Below are 16,417 nucleotides of genomic sequence, written 5' to 3'. Positions count from 1 at the left end.
TTTCACAACGGTTAAATGTTCAATCAGGGTCTGGTTCGGATTCATGGGCGAGTATTAAAAAGAAAAATAAGGAGAATGAGATCATATAATTACGGTTCATTCAAGGGGGGGGTAAAAAAGTATGCTCGCGCCCTGGTACACCAGATGAGTCAATTTGTCAGAGTTAAACGTTAATGCCAGAACGGATCTGCCCGCCAGTTATGAGCAAACCCAGCGCTACGCAGGTAAGGTTGAATCGCCGGGTATTGCTGTGTCAGATCATCAATCGTGTCAAAAAAGTCCAGGCTGGTAATACCGAGCGTTTTGATCATCTGATTCATGACTACCAGAGCATTATAAAGGCGATTCGTCTGTAGCGGCACAACCGTTAGAAGATGCATAATATCTTTTGGCGCAGGCAGATTGACGTTCCAAAGGCGGCTATGATGGGCACACTTGTTGCGAACATCACGTAGCACGGTAACCCAATTAGACAGAGTTGAAAATTTTCGCGCACCAAATTCAGCCGCTAATCTTTGCAGTGTGTTACTGGCCGTACCAGGCAGATTATAAAAATAGTGGTTATTGATGACTGAATAGATCTTCTGAAGCGCACCAATTGTCAGAAACTCACTGGCGATCCAGAATGGGGGAAGCTGTTTGAAATTGTCGTGCGTCTCGTTGAAATACTTAGCTTTATAATTATGGGCGTAGGCTTCTTTGCTGTTAAGGAATTCTGAAGCTATCCGGCTGCGAATAGCATCAAGTTTTTGCGTACCGTTCGTGGTTAAAAAGAATGTATTATCAAGATACCAGAACGGATTATTACTGTGCGCGGCGAGTATGTGATCGAGACGGCTGCGTAATTTAACTTCCAGTCTGGCGATGACCTTAAAAAGGTAAGCGCGGAGTTCCTCATCAAACCGGTAAATCTGAACGCCATGCTCAAAGAACGCTGTCGGACGGTAATGCTTGCCGCCGGGGCTGGCCGAATCGAGGAACGGATGCAGGTAAATTTTGAAGTGGTGATAGCTTATCTGACTAAGAATTTGTTCTGCATCAGCAGTATTCTGAAACTGAAGATGCTTAGCCTGTAAATCGGCAACAAGATCCCCTGGTGAACGATACGGCTTTGGATAGAGGGTATAAGGCATGATTAGCAGTCATCCCTGAAGAAGAAAAAGAGGCAAAAAAAAGCCCACGAACATCCCCTAGGGAACATTGCGAGCGTTGTTAGGGCTAATATTACGCCCGACGTAGATTTTGTCAACGCATTTTGACACTTCTGTCAGATTCGCATAGGGTTATTCTCGGTATCTGTGAGTAACCAGACTTTTGATGTGTCCTGAAATCCTCCCTACTTGGTGCAGCTACTGATGCGGCTGCATGCTCATTATCGCTATCTGGTTGAACAGATTAATGAACTTGAAGCCGCGCTGGAACAGGCGTTAAACCGTAATGAGGCAGGACAACAGCTTCTGACAATTCCTGACGTTGGTCCAATAACTGCTAGCGTTTTATCTTCTCAGTTAGGCGATAGCAAACAGTATGCTCGCAGCCGGGACTTTGCTGCATCGACTGGTCTGGTCCCTCGTCAATACAGTACCGGCGGAAAAAAATACGCTACTGGGAATGTAAACGTGGCGATAAAAATCTGTGACGGTTGTTGGTTCAGTGTGCCCGAGTTTTTATCCAGCGCATCGACCATCAATCGGGACGTCTGGCCAGCTGGGTTAAAGCGCAACTGGTCAGAAAACACGCTTGTGTAGTGGCTTGTGCGCTGGCAAACAAATTGGCCCGGATAGCTTGGGCTATCACGACACGACAAACTGTGTTCGAAAGGTAACGGTAATTGCCCTGCTTGAGCAGGGACGCTATCGTTAATTTAAGCAGTTACCCATCGGGTTTTGCGAAGACTGATTATTGATGACATGAACGACCTGATGAAAAACCTAAGCATAAAAATGGCTCATTGAAGTTCATCAGGTGCAGAACTCATTGAGGTGCGGGCATTCTTGTCCATAGAGACGCCGGATAGATTTAAACAAGCCTACCATTAATCAAAATCAGTGTTGCAAAAACGGGGTGACCATAGATTTATGCTCTCCTCCGCTTAGAGCGCTCACAACGGAAATAGTCATTTGCGTGCCTCATGTATTGTTGGTGGTTTTGTTGGTTGTTTAGTAAAGCAGGTTTGCGCCCAGCGAGCTTTTGGATCTCCATAGTAATATAACGGGAATATCTCGTAATTCTCCAAAGATCTCGTATTGTCCCACGGGTTACACACTTCCCAAACTGGATGTGACGGTGGTTGTGACTCCTTCATATTAAATCCGGCCGATATCACCACTACGTGACCCCCAGTATCACCCAAGGCGGGAACTTTCTTTGAGAAAAAAACGGCAACGACAAATGGCCGACTATTAAACAGTTCTCCTATACAAAGACTCGCATTAGCTTTTCCTTCTATTGCTTTCTCAAGCGCCCCTATTGCCCCTAAGGACTTGTCTGGCATTCCCTCCTTATTGCAATTATCACCACCTGGAAAATGGTTGTAGGGAGCTACACAAGATCCAGGGTTAAGCTGTCGGACTTCAGAATAAATCGGCTCTTGTAAGTAACGATACGGTCTCTGCGCATAATAACTGCCTACACCCGCAACCACAGCGATCCAGCACCAAAACGTTTGTTCCTGCCTCTGCGCATACCCTTTACGCCAGAAATCCGTGACATAGGGTTGTTTGTCGGCTTCTATGCTACGTTTGGAAGCAAAAAGCGCCACTTTCTTTAAAGAGAGGCATTTCGGTAGAATGCCATTTTGAATATCAGTCATGTTGTCCTCACTTGTTGAAAAATGCGACTCCAGTTTTAGAATTTCAGATCACCAATCACATTAGATTTTAAGCTCGTAAATTATAAAAAACATATATAAAAAAACAGCCACAATTAACATATTATGCCGTCATAGTTAATTTTAACATCGGATTAGTAGCTATTTTTTGTATAAACATGGGGTTGTGAAGAGACATATTTAAATGTAAATTGCTTTGTATTAACTTAAAATACATACACTACGTACAAACTTCATTATTATTAGTAAGTATCAGTATATAAAAGCTTCTTTCATTGGGATCTTTTCTATCTACTTATTAGAATCCTTTGAAAGGATAGAAATTATGAAATAGGCTAAATAATTGATCCTAATTGTGCTATATATTTGCCATACCATGACTACCTCCAGGAAAGGGGATACGTTGTGCATAAAATGCTTAACTTTCCTGAGGAGTTCCCACATATATTGGAATCGGTGGTTACGTGTTATCGTTTCATGCAGGGCGTACCAAGGTTTCTCAATCAGATTCACCCATGGCGAATAAATGGGTTGGAATAACAATCTGAACTTCGGGTTATTTTTCAACCAAGCCTCTGTCTTACGGCTTTTATGGATAATGTAGTTATCCCATATCAACGTGATACTTTTGGCTCTTCGATAATGCTGTTTCAGCTTTTCCAGCATCGCAATAAACAACTCAGTGTTCTTCTTACTGCCTGAAACATAAAGCACTTTATCTATTCCGGCATGAAGCGCTCCCGTCAGATAATGCTTACAGTTGTTTCCGGGCGTGACCACTTTTTTCTGCTGCCCTTTAAGTGTCCAATCTGCGCCAATTTTCGGCTTGAGATCGATATCGCCTTCGGTAAACCAATTCACCCCTCGCCCAATAGAAGAACGCTCCGCCCCGGTAATATCACGGGTTTCTATAACCATTTTTCCTTTATGAAGCAGTAAGATAGCAATAAGTCTCCGTGCGTAACCTTTATCTGATATGCGTTGGATTTCTTTTTGCATTCTGCGTCTTTCGTCGCGGGGTATCGGAGCTATGATAGACATGACTCAGTCCTGTTAGTGATTTGTGATGTTTAGCCATCGATCAGATCACTAAATTTGGACTGAGTTCATTGATCTACTATTCAGAACAGTTAATTAGGTGTTTAGTTCTAGCTTCCAATAAGAGAGTTTATGCCCGCAAATTACGCTTGGATGGTAGGCCACTTGTTTTGGTGGTATACTCAAATAGGCATTACGGTCATTCGCTGGCTGTATAGTGTAAAGGCCATTATGATGTTCGCTAACTGTAAATTTCAGGGTATTACCATCAGGACTATCCACAGTCAAGGCATCATAAATACGGCCATCTACTACTATCTTTTCATAACCGTTTGCCAACCTAAAAAATTGCCCACGGATTAACGCGTCTAGTGCCCCTATCTGAGCTCCGTCAAACCGGTGTGATATAGCCCATACCACATGAATATTATTTCTCTCCTGAGATACTTCATCAAGACTAAACCCTCTAACTATACGATTTGAACTAGACTCTCGAACTCCGAGATATAAACCTGTTTCTTCGTTAATTAACCTGTAATACATAACATACTCCTTTTTAGATATTTATAAGATAAAATTCACATATCGTTATATATAGTGTGTTTAAGAAAAATCAAGAAACCATCGAATTTTTTACTTGTCATACACAATATAAGATTTATTTTATTTTTATACAAAATATAAACTTCATCAGAGCCATGTCAACAAATTACTAATTATTTCATTAGAGCTTATGTTCGGAGAACATAAATAAAGTGTGGAGTAAATCATCCAAATGATTCCTATTAAAGTTTGTACATAGTGTATGCATTTAAAGTTAATACAAAGCAATTTACATTTAAATATGTCTCTTCACAACCCCATATTTATACAAAACAAATAACTATTAATCCGAGAGCCAAATTAACTATGCTACCACAATATGTTAATATAGCGTCTTTTTTTATATGTGATTTTTATAATTTACGAACATAAAATCCAATATGATTCGTAATCTAAAATTCTAAAACTGGAGTCGCATTTTCAACAAGTGAGGACAACATGATTGATATTCAAAATGGCATTCTACCGAGATGCCTCTCTTTAAAGAAAGTGGCGCTTTCTGCCTCCAAACGTAGCATAGAAGCCGACAAACAACCCTATGTCACGGATTTCTGGCGTAAAGGGTACGCGCAAAGGCAGGAGCAAACGTTTTGGTGCTGGATCGCTGTGGCTGCAAGTATAGGCAGTTATTATGCGCGGAAACCGTATCGTTACCTACAAGAGCCGATTTATTCTGGTGCCCGACAGCTTAACCCTGGATCTTGTGTAGCTCCCTACAACCATTTTCCAGGTGGTGATAATTGCAATAAGGAGGGAATGCCAAACACGTCCTTGGAGGTGATAGGGGCGCTTAAGGAAGAAATAAAAGGAAGAGCTGATTTTAACCGTTGTGCACAAGAACTAGCTAATAATAGTCCATTTGTCGTTGCCGTTATTTTCTCAAAGAAAATTCCCGCCTTGGGTGATACTGGGGGTCATGCAGTAGTGATATCAGGCGGATTCGATCTGGTGCCACAATCATCGACAAATCCATATCCAGTTTGGGAGGTTTGCAATCCGTGGGACAATACGAAAACGCTCGAGAATGCCCATATATTCCCGTTATATTACTATGGAGATTCAGAAGCTGACTGGAGGCAAACCTGCTTTACTAAACAACCAACAAAACAACCAACAATACATGAGGCACGTAAATGACTATTTCCTTTGTGAACGATCCAAGCGGAGCGGACAGTGTTATCGTTTCTTTTTTGCAAGGTATTATAGATGGAGGCTCGCTTAGCGAAGCTGACAAAAACAATAAAATAAATACCAACGACGTCTCATCGTCGAACCCGATTAAAATGTACTATGTCGATCACAATGAATTTGAAAAAACGAAATCTTTGACCAAAGCTGCCCACGCTACAGGTTGGAGGTATCTATTGTTGTCAGGCAGCTCTGCCGTGTCCGACCTCCATTTGAACATGCACGATGCAAATCTCATCGTCTCTTCGATGACCCTTGATGGCCCGATACCCATCTCGACAGTTGAGGCACTCCTTGCAGCGGAAATGGATAGTAGGGTTCAACAGCAAGGCTATGAAGTGCGGCAACTTAATTTACCTTGGTGTCATTTCGTGGCTCTATGGTTGCACAACCCAATTCACGACATTATCATCCCGCTTAAGCCAACATTAATCCGGGATATCGCGATCCACAAATTGTATGAGGTGGAAGAGATCTCAAACAAAATTATAGCGCAAATAGGTTGACTCTAAGATGCTAAACTATAATGCCCAGTTAAAAAAATGGGCATCTTTTAGTTTTTGGTCGGCGGAAAATAGGTGCAACCTTGATGTTGAACTCATTAGCTAATGGTTTCTGCATAAAATCACCCAAAGAATGTACTTCATGAGTTTAAAGTAGCTCACTCTGCAAAAAACGTGATTTGACATCAATACAGTAGTAATTCTGCCAGGTGTACACAGCTTTAATTCTGCGCGTAAACAGCTCCATGAAAGACTCCTTTCTTTACATTTTTACATAGTATTCACCCTGATAAAATTAGCCAAGATATTTTTTACACACGCAAAAAAAGTAAAACCCCCGCAGGCACTGTCTCTTGATCATATTTCATAGATCAAGAGACAGGCTCATCGGAGGGTGTCGCAAAAGGCCAGCATTAAAAATAAACCCACAGAGATTTATTGCCTGTTATTGGGACTGACAACCCATGGCAGGCTAAAAATAAGCCATAATATCAGAGCAACTGCCCTTGATAAGTTATACGCTATGGCGTACAAGGTAAATTCCACTTTGACTCCGGTTTGTCCATCCGTAAACACAGTTTATCTCGCGCGTCATCTTCCGGGTAACGTTTAATTTTTCTGCCCTTTTTCGCCTGAGTACACTTTTCTTTTTCCCGGCAATCGGCACAATTTGCTCCGGTATGGACCCGATGCTCACGGCTTTTTTCGGACGGTCTTACTGTACTGACATGAAGATGGCGTCAGGGAATGTCTCGGCCTATGTTAAGGCCAGCGATATTGCCATGCTTTATACGGTAACCGATCTCAACGGACTCAACCGTATTTCTCGTGCAGTATTGTCTAATGCTGCAAATATGATGGCGGGCTCTGTCAATTATTTTATGCCATTGGCTGATATTCATAAACCCGCTTTAGGGTTGACGATGTTTGGTATGACGACTCCGTGCATTAATCAGCTCACTGCCGCGTTAAATACTCAATACGATTGCCTGGCTTTTCATGCTACCGGCAATGGTGGAACAAGCATGGAGAAATTGGCTAAAGACGGCGAATTGGTTTGTGTTTTGGATATTACATTAACAGAAATTGCTGATCTATTATTTGGGGGTGTTTTGGGTTGCCCTGACACACGCTTAGACGTCATTGCAAAAAAAAGCATTCCGTGGATTGGCAGTGCTGGCGCTTTGGACATGGTTAACTTTGGTGCAAAGGACACGGTTCCAGAACGCTACAGCAATAGGCTATTTGTCGAGCATAATTCTCAGGTGACATTAATGCGAACCACACCCGAAGAAAACTATCAGCTTGGTATCTGGATAGGGAACAAACTTAATAAGTGTAATGGACCTATTCGATTTATTATTCCGGAAGGCGGATTCTCTACTCTAGATTGCCCTGAACAACCTTTTTATTTACCTGCATCAACACAGGCTTTCTGTCATGGACTAAAAAAAACAATAAAACAAACAGAATTGCGAAAAGTTATAAAAACACCTTTTCACATCAATTCACCACAATTTTGTGCTCTGGTAATACAGCAATTCAAGGAAATTACAGAACACCAAGGAATTTCTCATGAAGAAAAAATATAATCAGATTATTGAAGCTATAAAACAAAAAGTCGAACGTAACGAAACTATTATTGGAGCGGGTGCAGGCACGGGGCTTTCAGCGCGTTGCGAGGAAGCAGGCGGGGCAGACCTCATTATCGTATATAATTCTGGACGCTTCAGAATGGCTGGCAGAGGATCATTGGCCGGATTAATGCCATACGGTAATGCAAATGAAATTGTCAGAGAAATGGGTAATGAAATATTGCCGATAGTTAAGGAAACACCTGTATTAGCGGGTGTCTGCGGTACTGATCCATTCTGTAATTTATCTCTTTTCCTGGATGAATTGAAGGCACAAGGTTTTGCTGGTATTCAAAACTTCCCAACAGTAGGGCTTATTGATGGAAAGTTCAGAAAAAATCTGGAAGAAACAGGCATGGGTTATGCATTGGAGGTAGAGCTAATCCGCCTGGCGCATGAAAAAGGAATGATTACCACTCCTTATGTTTTCAATGCAAAAGAGGCTGAAGCTATGGCACAAGCAGGTGCTGATATCATCGTCGTACATCTGGGGCTAACCACTGGAGGTGATATTAGTGCTAATACATCATATGATCTGGAATCTTGTATACCAATCATTAATGCTTGTGCTTCGGCAGCTAAAACTATTCGAAATGACATTATTACTTTGTGTCACGGTGGCCCAATTTCGGAACCGGAAGATGTCGCCTATATTTTGGCTCATTGTCCCAATTGTCATGGGTTCTATGGTGCTAGTTCAATGGAGCGTTTGCCAACAGAACAAGCCATCAAACACACTATCCAGAAATTTAAAGAAATTAATCGGGGTTAGCGAGAATTATACTTAATCTATATGGAAATTTAGTACTATTTTTTTGCGGGTCTCCCTCATTGCGAGTACGAGTGTCTCTGGCGATGTGATCTTCATAATTATCCCTATAACGGATATACCCTATGGATTTCAAGATGCATCGCGACGGCAAGGGAGTGAATCCCCGGGAGCATAGATAACGATGTGACCGGGGTGAGCGAGTGCAGCCAACAAAGAGGCAACTTGAAAGATGACGGGTATAAATACAAAATATCCCCTGAAAGGGATGGCAAACCTGACCCACGTTACTGCAGGTCAGGCACATCACTGTGATTTTCCTTTATAGAAAGGAGAACCATCACAACTCACGCTTTGGACAATCAATCACGTCGAAATTTTTGCTGTAACAAACGTAAAATTCATCACGATTGATCTGAATGGTTTTTCCCTTCAATGATGGGTTATTTTTCTGGAGGAACTTAATTAACTGTTTATTAGATGGACGATCATTAGGCAATACCAATCCATCAAACAGTTCTTGCTGTTTACTGAAAAATTGATCTGGCGTTGTAAACGCACAAACACCATGTTTTTCCCACTCAGCTTGTAACAAATCTGCCCCCGGAGAAGCGCATAGATAAGGTTTAATCACCTGATAATCCAGTGGTGACAAATCCCCTTTGCAAAGACGTGGATGTTTTCTGACATCAGACCAATCACGGCACTGTGCCATTGATTTACTATCACAGGTTTGCGCCCACAAGCCGTGAATTACCCAACTAAATTTGTTTTCGGAGAAACATTGCAATTCAAACTTTTCATATTCACGCTGCGCTTCAGCAAGTTTGTTACTATTTTTCAGGCGCTCAATATTCTTTGCTTTGCTCTTACAAAATGCTGGAGAATAACTAATAGCCAGTTTGAAGTAATCTGTCGATGCGGTTGCGTTCTGACCATAACGGTCACCTTTAGCAACATAATCATAATCTTTCGGCGGAGTAGCAGGTAAGATACAAGACACCCCCTCTTCCAATGTTGATAGAGACTCCAACGAGTCAGTCACTTCTGGTTGCTTCACACAGCCCACAATCAGTAAAACGAATATTGCTGATAATAAATTAAAAAAACGCATCTTAATTCCTTTATGGGAAATTATTTCCCTATTGATGGTAAACAAACAAAAACCTGCCAAAATTAAGGCAGGCGACTATTAAAATTATTTTTTTCAGTCAGATCAATTTGATACACAGCAAAACCGATCTCATCATTTTCCAAATATTTCACAGGATATTGAGAAAATGTTTTGATGAATCTCGCCGCTTTCTCACTTGGAGACGTTTCGAAACGAATATCCAATTTCTTGTCAGTTTTGATTGGCATAATCGACCAATTATTCTCTGCTTTGGTCGCTACTATCCCTTTCTGTTTAGACATTTTGGCAATGTAAGCAGCCAAAATAGCGCGGTTCTCATCCGGTGAAGCGAATGCAATGTAATCTTCGCCTGTGCCGGCAAATTTACCACCATAGGCGCGGTAGTTATTGGTAGCAATGAGAAATTTAGCGTGAGGATCGATCGGTTTACCTTGGTAAGTCAGCTCTTTGATACGATTCGCCCCTTGATTGATGAGCTGGCAATCAACGTCGTATTTAGCGGGCTGAGTCAGATCAATCTTATAATTTACGCCACTTATCATGTCGAAGTTATAAGTACGGAAGCCGCTCCAATTCAACAGATACTGCGGCTGAATTGAATTTGGATCAATCTGGTTATACATGCCGGCCGAACACTCCAACCATTCAATCACATCAGCACCAGTGACCTTCACAACAGCCAATGTATTGGAATAGAGATACAAATCTGCTACGTTACGAAAGGTTAAATCACCTTTTTCAACTTCAACAAACTCTGAGGGTGCATTTTTACGCCCGCCAACTTTGAATGGTGCCGCAGCGGCCAGAACAGGAATATCTGCTAAATCGGGATCACCTTGAATAAAACGCCGCGTGTAATCAGTTTGTGCATCATTCACAATCTGCACTGTCGGGTCACTTTGAATCAAAGCCAAATAGCTATACATATTGGCAGACGCTTTGCCAATCAATTTACCGACAAAACCCCGCGTTCCCTGATGAGCTTGCCCGATAATTTTTGCCAACTCACTATCACGCTCAACCAGTGCCTTTTTATTCACTTTGTCATAAATCGGGCGCGCTTCCGCTTTTGCTTCCGTCACTTTCCATGCCCCGCCCCCGTTGTCGATAACCATATCAACAACACCTAAATGATCACCCCATTGGCCGGGCATAACAGCCGGAATACCGTTAACCGTACCTTTAGCAACATCAACGCCTTTAATGTTTGCAAATTCTTTACTTGGAAACACACCGTGTGAGTGACCAAACATAATCGCATCAATACCTTTAACTTCACTCAAGTAATAAACCGAGTTCTCAGCCATTGCCTTATAAGGCTCCTTGGAAAAGCCGGAGTGAGGAATAGCAATAATCAAATCTGCCCCCGCTTTTTTCATTTGAGGAACAAATTTTTTCGCGGTTTCAGTGACATCGTTAACGACAACTTTCCCATCCAGATTGACCTTATCCCAGATAGCAATCTGGGGCGGTACAAAACCGATATAGCCAATCTTGATGGTATGATTTTTACCCTCCCGGTCTTTTACCGGCGTATCAACAATAATATAGGGAGTGAAATAGTTCTTACCGGTTTTCGCATCCATGATGTTGGCATTGATATAAGGGAACTTCGCACCGGCAATGGCTTTTTTCAGATAATCCAAACCAAAGTTAAACTCGTGGTTACCAAAGTTACCCACGGTATAACCCATGGTATTCATTAACTGATGTGCTGGATGAGATTCCCCTTTTTTAAGACCTTTTGCAGCCACGTAATCAGCCAGTGGGCTACCTTGAATCAAATCACCGTTATCGACCAGAATGGAGTTAGAGGCTTCTGCTTTGGCTGCTTTAATTAAACTCGCTGTGCGTATCAAACCAAATTGTTCTGTAGGTTTATCCTTAAAGTAATCAAAATCAATCAGGTTACTGTGAACATCAGATGTTTCCATTACCCGCAAATCAACTGTTTCAGCATGGACATTACATGCGACCAATAAGGTTAATGTGGAGACTTTCAACACATTGTTAACCATTTCACACCTCTTTTTTAGGTAGTTCAGGAGGACTCAAAATCAGCTCTCCTTTAACTGTCAACTTACAAGTACAGATGAGCGTCGATTTCCACAATCATCTGTTTTTTATTTTCATAAGCTGGGTTGTCGCTGTGCGCATCATCATATGCCGTTTCAACGAACAAACTCAGGCTATTGTACTTAGAAATTGCAAAACGTTTATCTCAACCAACAAGATAAATCTGTTTTTTTATAGCTAGGGTACCTGCATTTTTATCACGCAAAGAGTCACTCGCAGACATACCACTTTGCCAAGATCTCACTCCTCCTATAACACTAACACCGTAAAATCTGTCTTCTAGACACCTTTAACACGGTTTAATTTAAGTTAAGTAAGAATAAAATATCTACAATGCTTGTATTTAATTATTAGCTTTATTTCTGGACAAAAATCTCTCTATTCCATTGAGCCGGTAAAATATTCAGGCTAATAAATACCGCTCATAATATTACCGTATAAAACAAACTTGTTAACAAATTGTAAATATTTTCAAGCAATCAATTATCATCCATATTATGGTTTCCTTATATAAACTTTTATGGTTTTTAATGACAAAATAATCGTTAATTTAGGTTATAATGATGAACACTTTTAATTAAAAATGAGTGATTCTATTAAAATTTCAATTTTTTGATATAACCCTCAACCAAACAATCTATTGTAACCATATAATAAATAAACACAAAAATCATTTTCGTGATAAAATGCACAATTACATCGTTAAAACAAAAAAATAATTAAAATTATTTGTGATAATAATCACATCATCAGGTAACTTTATCTTGTTAATTTTATTAATTACATTATTTATAAAAAAATAATTTAAACATTAAAAATTTAATAATTAATTCAAATATAAATTAATTTTAATTATGAAATAAGAAAACATCAAAAGTCATAAAAAACAACGTTATTAATTTTATATAAAACCAATCTATAAAATTAATTAAAATTATTTCTTACAAAATATATAGATATATTTAACATATTATAAAAAATAAAAAACATTTATTTTTAAAATAAAGAAAAAATAATAAATTAATTTAAAAACAAAATATAAAAATTAATTATCATATTGATTTAAAAGAAAAATAACCTAATGACTATTTTTAAAGTTATTATTTATCAATAACTTTGACACTGCTAGAATTACTATAAACGACTTTTCTGATCAGCATGACACATTCACCCATCGCCCCCACTATCTCACTCAATTCAGCAATGAAGAGAAAATAAAAAAATTTATGCTCCCCTCTTGACCAGAAACAATAATTACATTAATTTTATTTAACATTATAAAGAATATCATTGAACCTTATCATTTCAGCACTCACTTAGAGCCGAAAGAATTTAGAATAAGTTTATAGCAATAATTGATTATAGTAATAGTTAATTAGCTAGAACTCGCGTTAACTATTCATTAATTTTAAAGAGATTTTAAGGTTAATCGCTGACATCAAAACAAAAAACATAAAATAATATAACATTTTAAAGCATTTTTTCTCATCAGGATTACTGAGGATTTCCTGACAAGTTAATAACACCTCTACTGTCTTTATTCATCACCATTAACCCTAAGATAATCAAAACATTATGATGGAGGTAACTACAAATGAAATGGTATGTCAAGGAAGCCCTCGAAATTAATCAGGCTATACCATACGAGGAATCAATCAATATCGAAGCGGGTTTTGGACCAACAGGGCTTCCACACATAGGAACCCTTTGTGAAATCCTCCGAGCCAATCTCATCAAAACCGAATTGGAGAAAGCAGGCAGAACAGTTAATTTTTATCTCATTTCAGATGATTTGGACCCTTTCAGAAAAGTGCCTTTGAATATTCCAAATGCTGAACAATTAACGCCTTATCTAGGCCAACCGATAAGCAAGGTGCCGGACCCTTTCGGAAATTTCCCGTCATTCTCTGAAATGGCGGAATATCAACTCATGAAGCTCGCCACAGAATACGAAATAGAGTGTCAGCTAGTCAGAAACTCTTTAGCCTATCAAAATGGCGATTACAATGACGAAATCAAACTATTCCTACAAAATTTTTTGGTGCTAAACCAAATATGCAAGGAATCTACCGGATCTTTAAGACAAAGAACCTACAGCATGATCATGCCCATTTCTGAAAGAACTGGCGCCGTACTGGAACATATTATAGTAACCGACGTGAACCCTGCATCAGGAGAAATAACCTATTACATACCTGGCGATGAAGTCATTAATAAACCCGGTTATGAATATGGCGTAGAAATTCGAGAATTCTATAAAAATGAAATATTGGATCAAGAGCAAACTATTTCAGTACTAAACGGTAAATCTAAACTTCAGTGGAAAGCAGACTGGGGTATGCGCCTCCTTGCCAGAAACATTCATTTTGAAATGCATGGTGAAGATTTGCTGGCTTCTGCCGATGTTGCTCGCCAGATCGCGGGAGCATTAGACAAGCCAATTCCACGTTTTTACAAATATGGGCTTTTCCTTGATGATTCAGGTAAAAAAATATCGAAATCGAAAGGAAATAGTTTCTCTTTAGATGATATTCGCCATCTGCTTACACGAGACGCAATTCGCACTTACCTCTCAAAAGAGCCACAGAGATCGTCTAAATTTTATGTCGCGCTGGCACCACATCTAAATGATCAAGCTAATATTTCGCAAAAAGATGGAAAAAGACTATCTTTTTCAAAGATAGCAAGAATATTACACGCGTCAAAACCAGCAAATAAACTCGCGGCTGAAAACTTTCTGAATCGCTATAAAAGACCGGGAGAATCCATTTCAGATCAGGAATTTGAAATAAGTTATCATTATTATATCAGGACATGTAAAAATGAAAATCAAGGGTTACAAAACATTAAAGAAGAAAAGTATTTCTCAGCCATTGCCAATTCAATAAGTTCAGGAGAAATATCCACTAAAGATCAACTTTTCCAGCATATAATCAGTACATATAAAGACCATTTTTCAGATGATAAATCATCCCAAATATGGCCTATGCTCTACCGAGGGTTATTTGGTGATACCAAAGGCCCACGAATTAAAACATGGTTAGATTTAAATTGCATGCAGCATGTTTTAACCCATTTTAGCAGCCCATATAAAAACTCATACCAAAAAAATGAGGAAAATATCGTTAACAACGAAATTAACAAATCTCAAAAAGAGAGATTAATAAACAATAGCATCGAGGAGAACAAAACATATATGACTAAGTTATACAGTAAAATTAATTTCAGCGAAATCAGGAAAAAATGTGATGAACTTTCCTCCGCTTTACAGAAGAATAGTGAGGCGTTAGTTAAAGCACTCTCTGGCTATCAATGTAAAAACGTCACCGAAGATGAAATTCTCCGTTCAATAGATGTCTTGAATAATATTGAGAACAACAGAGAATATTTCAAAAAGAAAATTTATGGTGTGACATCATTCCTCCCGCTTAACCAACCCATTTACGCTTCTGTATGTTTTGGTTTTATCCCTTCACTTATGGCAGAAAATGTGTGCATACGCCCCCCGACAGCAATGCATACACATTACAAAAAATTTGAGGCGGTTATTAATTTATCCGAATTTTCTCCAACATTATCTATTTCTTATGAAGATAAAGAGTTATTTTTAAGTCAACGCGTAAAAATAACGGATGCAGTAATCTTTACGGGAACACCAGAGAATGCGCTCAAAGTACGTAAACATTTCAGAAAAAACACCTTATTTATTCTTAATGGTGCCGGTCATAACCCACTTATTATCTCAAAAGATGCAGACATTAATCTGGCTGTTGAAAGTGCAAAACGAGTTGTTCTTTACAATCAAGGGCAGGATTGTGCTGGTCCAAACGCCATATTAGTACACAATGATATATACGATTTATTCAAGCAACGATTAATCTCTGATTTGAAGAATATTGAAGATAGAGTTGGCCCTTATAGTGACTATAAAAATATTGTCGGTCCCAATAGCGATATTGATCACAGTATAAAAATTGCTTCAGTATTTAAAGTAAATAGACTCTATTGCACCTATGGAGGAGAGGTTAATCCCATCAATGGCATGATAAAACCAACGGTTTTCGAGAAAGAATTATCATTAGGTGGCAATTATAAAGAATTTTTTGCCCCTGTGTTCTTCTTACAAAGATATTATCAGGATCAAGATTTAATCCATTATTTTTCTGATCCTTTGTATTCTGCTAATGCTATGTATATATCTCTGTTTGGTACCAGTGACTATATCTATCATCAACTCAGCGAACACCTTCACTTACCAGATAGTATTCTGAATAATACTGACTTACATCTGGAAGAACACGGTTATCTTCCCTATGGTGGTCAAGGGCCGGCTGCTTCATGCCTTTGGTATGAAGGTAATAGGATTAACGGCAGTACGTTGCCACAACGTGATATATACCATTATTTAATTGAACCCTTTGATACCCTTCCCATGCCAAAGAGTGAAAAGCACCACTGCGTTCAAGCGGGAATTTAAGCTACTCCGGTAAGTCCTGACTTCAACGGATGACCTGACAGCGCCGTACTTTCATAAGTAAGTAAGCACGGCGTGTCTCCGCGTTTAAATATACCCGTTATCTTTCAAGTTGCCTCTTTGTTGGCCGCACTCGCTCACCCCAGTCACATAGTTACCTATGCTCC

11 protein-coding genes and 3 pseudogenes are annotated in these 16,417 nt (G+C 39.4%); 7 read left to right on the top strand and 7 right to left on the bottom strand.

Annotated elements, in window-relative coordinates:
• Positions 1-170: 170 nt before the first annotated feature.
• Positions 171-1,133, bottom strand: a complete 963-nt coding sequence (locus ACGF49_RS10760; RefSeq protein ID WP_387490884.1) for an Abi family protein — start codon at positions 1,131-1,133, stop codon at positions 171-173.
• Between the two features lie 198 nt (positions 1,134-1,331).
• On the opposite strand from ACGF49_RS10760, the pseudogene ACGF49_RS10755 reads away from it, so the two are divergent.
• A pseudogene (locus ACGF49_RS10755) lies at positions 1,332-1,825 on the top strand (transposase); the annotation flags it as partial.
• A gap of 291 nt (positions 1,826-2,116) precedes the next feature.
• On the opposite strand, the gene ACGF49_RS10750 reads toward ACGF49_RS10755, so the two are convergent.
• The 3 genes and pseudogenes from ACGF49_RS10750 to ACGF49_RS10740 form a co-directional block, all read right to left on the bottom strand.
• Positions 2,117-2,761: a hypothetical protein gene (locus ACGF49_RS10750; protein WP_387490881.1), complete on the bottom strand. Its 645-nt coding sequence runs from the start codon at positions 2,759-2,761 to the stop codon at positions 2,117-2,119.
• Positions 2,762-3,188: 427 nt separating this feature from the next.
• A pseudogene (locus ACGF49_RS10745) lies at positions 3,189-3,871 on the bottom strand (IS630 family transposase).
• 93 nt (positions 3,872-3,964) lie between these two features.
• On the bottom strand, positions 3,965-4,411 hold the full coding sequence (locus ACGF49_RS10740; RefSeq protein WP_146748094.1) for a hypothetical protein: 447 nt from the start codon (positions 4,409-4,411) through the stop codon (positions 3,965-3,967).
• Positions 4,412-4,909: 498 nt separating this feature from the next.
• Between ACGF49_RS10740 and ACGF49_RS10735 the strand changes: the two genes are divergently transcribed.
• Positions 4,910-5,608: a C39 family peptidase gene (locus tag ACGF49_RS10735; RefSeq protein ID WP_228902892.1), complete on the top strand. Its 699-nt coding sequence runs from the start codon at positions 4,910-4,912 to the stop codon at positions 5,606-5,608.
• A complete protein-coding gene (locus ACGF49_RS10730; RefSeq protein ID WP_021325903.1) occupies positions 5,605-6,165 on the top strand; it encodes a hypothetical protein in 561 nt (186 codons plus the stop codon). The genes ACGF49_RS10735 and ACGF49_RS10730 overlap by 4 nt, the downstream gene beginning before the upstream one ends.
• Before the next feature lie 518 nt (positions 6,166-6,683).
• On the opposite strand, the pseudogene ACGF49_RS10725 reads toward ACGF49_RS10730, so the two are convergent.
• Positions 6,684-6,869, bottom strand: a pseudogene (locus tag ACGF49_RS10725) (hypothetical protein); the annotation flags it as partial.
• 27 nt (positions 6,870-6,896) lie between these two features.
• Here ACGF49_RS10725 and ACGF49_RS10720 point away from each other — a divergent pair.
• From ACGF49_RS10720 to ACGF49_RS10710, 3 genes are all read left to right on the top strand, one after another.
• Positions 6,897-7,754, top strand: coding sequence for a Tm-1-like ATP-binding domain-containing protein (locus tag ACGF49_RS10720; protein ID WP_262978197.1), 858 nt, complete (start codon positions 6,897-6,899; stop codon positions 7,752-7,754).
• Positions 7,738-8,568: a phosphoenolpyruvate hydrolase family protein gene (locus ACGF49_RS10715; protein WP_113042343.1), complete on the top strand. Its 831-nt coding sequence runs from the start codon at positions 7,738-7,740 to the stop codon at positions 8,566-8,568. Before ACGF49_RS10720 ends, ACGF49_RS10715 begins: the two co-directional genes overlap by 17 nt.
• 183 nt (positions 8,569-8,751) lie before the next feature.
• The gene (locus ACGF49_RS10710) at positions 8,752-8,880 is read left to right on the top strand and encodes a hypothetical protein (RefSeq protein ID WP_262405147.1); all 129 of its coding nucleotides are present in this window, start codon (positions 8,752-8,754) and stop codon (positions 8,878-8,880) included.
• A gap of 25 nt (positions 8,881-8,905) precedes the next feature.
• Here the strand turns inward: ACGF49_RS10710 and ACGF49_RS10705 are convergent, their stop codons facing one another.
• Together ACGF49_RS10705 and ACGF49_RS10700 are read right to left on the bottom strand one after the other, a co-directional pair.
• Positions 8,906-9,679, bottom strand: a complete 774-nt coding sequence (locus tag ACGF49_RS10705) for a ribonuclease (RefSeq protein ID WP_113042345.1) — start codon at positions 9,677-9,679, stop codon at positions 8,906-8,908.
• A gap of 62 nt (positions 9,680-9,741) precedes the next feature.
• Positions 9,742-11,718 (bottom strand): bifunctional 2',3'-cyclic-nucleotide 2'-phosphodiesterase/3'-nucleotidase, encoded by a 1,977-nt coding sequence (locus ACGF49_RS10700; protein WP_387490873.1) that lies wholly within the window; start codon positions 11,716-11,718, stop codon positions 9,742-9,744.
• A gap of 1,652 nt (positions 11,719-13,370) precedes the next feature.
• Between ACGF49_RS10700 and ACGF49_RS10695 the strand changes: the two genes are divergently transcribed.
• Complete coding sequence (locus ACGF49_RS10695) at positions 13,371-16,253, top strand: aldehyde dehydrogenase family protein (RefSeq protein ID WP_113042349.1); 2,883 nt, start codon at positions 13,371-13,373, stop codon at positions 16,251-16,253.
• Positions 16,254-16,417 lie beyond the last annotated feature (164 nt).

The organism is Photorhabdus sp. RM96S (assembly GCF_042879335.1).
In the GTDB taxonomy this organism is placed as follows: Bacteria; Pseudomonadota; Gammaproteobacteria; order Enterobacterales; family Enterobacteriaceae; genus Photorhabdus; species Photorhabdus kayaii.
The sequence above is the reverse complement of the archived record's forward strand: the minus strand, read 5'-3'. Positions and strand labels throughout refer to the sequence as shown.

Excerpts from the sequence above, each read along its gene's own strand:
- ACGF49_RS10760 (WP_387490884.1), bottom strand. The coding sequence starts at position 1,133 with ATGCCTTATACCCTCTATCCAAAGCCGTATCGTTCACCAGGGGATCTT.
- ACGF49_RS10740 (WP_146748094.1), bottom strand. The coding sequence starts at position 4,411 with ATGTATTACAGGTTAATTAACGAAGAAACAGGTTTATATCTCGGAGTT.
- ACGF49_RS10735 (WP_228902892.1), top strand. The coding sequence starts at position 4,910 with ATGATTGATATTCAAAATGGCATTCTACCGAGATGCCTCTCTTTAAAG.
- ACGF49_RS10730 (WP_021325903.1), top strand. The coding sequence starts at position 5,605 with ATGACTATTTCCTTTGTGAACGATCCAAGCGGAGCGGACAGTGTTATC.
- ACGF49_RS10720 (WP_262978197.1), top strand. The coding sequence starts at position 6,897 with ATGGCGTCAGGGAATGTCTCGGCCTATGTTAAGGCCAGCGATATTGCC.
- ACGF49_RS10715 (WP_113042343.1), top strand. The coding sequence starts at position 7,738 with ATGAAGAAAAAATATAATCAGATTATTGAAGCTATAAAACAAAAAGTC.
- ACGF49_RS10705 (WP_113042345.1), bottom strand. The coding sequence starts at position 9,679 with ATGCGTTTTTTTAATTTATTATCAGCAATATTCGTTTTACTGATTGTG.
- ACGF49_RS10700 (WP_387490873.1), bottom strand. The coding sequence starts at position 11,718 with ATGGTTAACAATGTGTTGAAAGTCTCCACATTAACCTTATTGGTCGCA.
- ACGF49_RS10695 (WP_113042349.1), top strand. The coding sequence starts at position 13,371 with ATGAAATGGTATGTCAAGGAAGCCCTCGAAATTAATCAGGCTATACCA.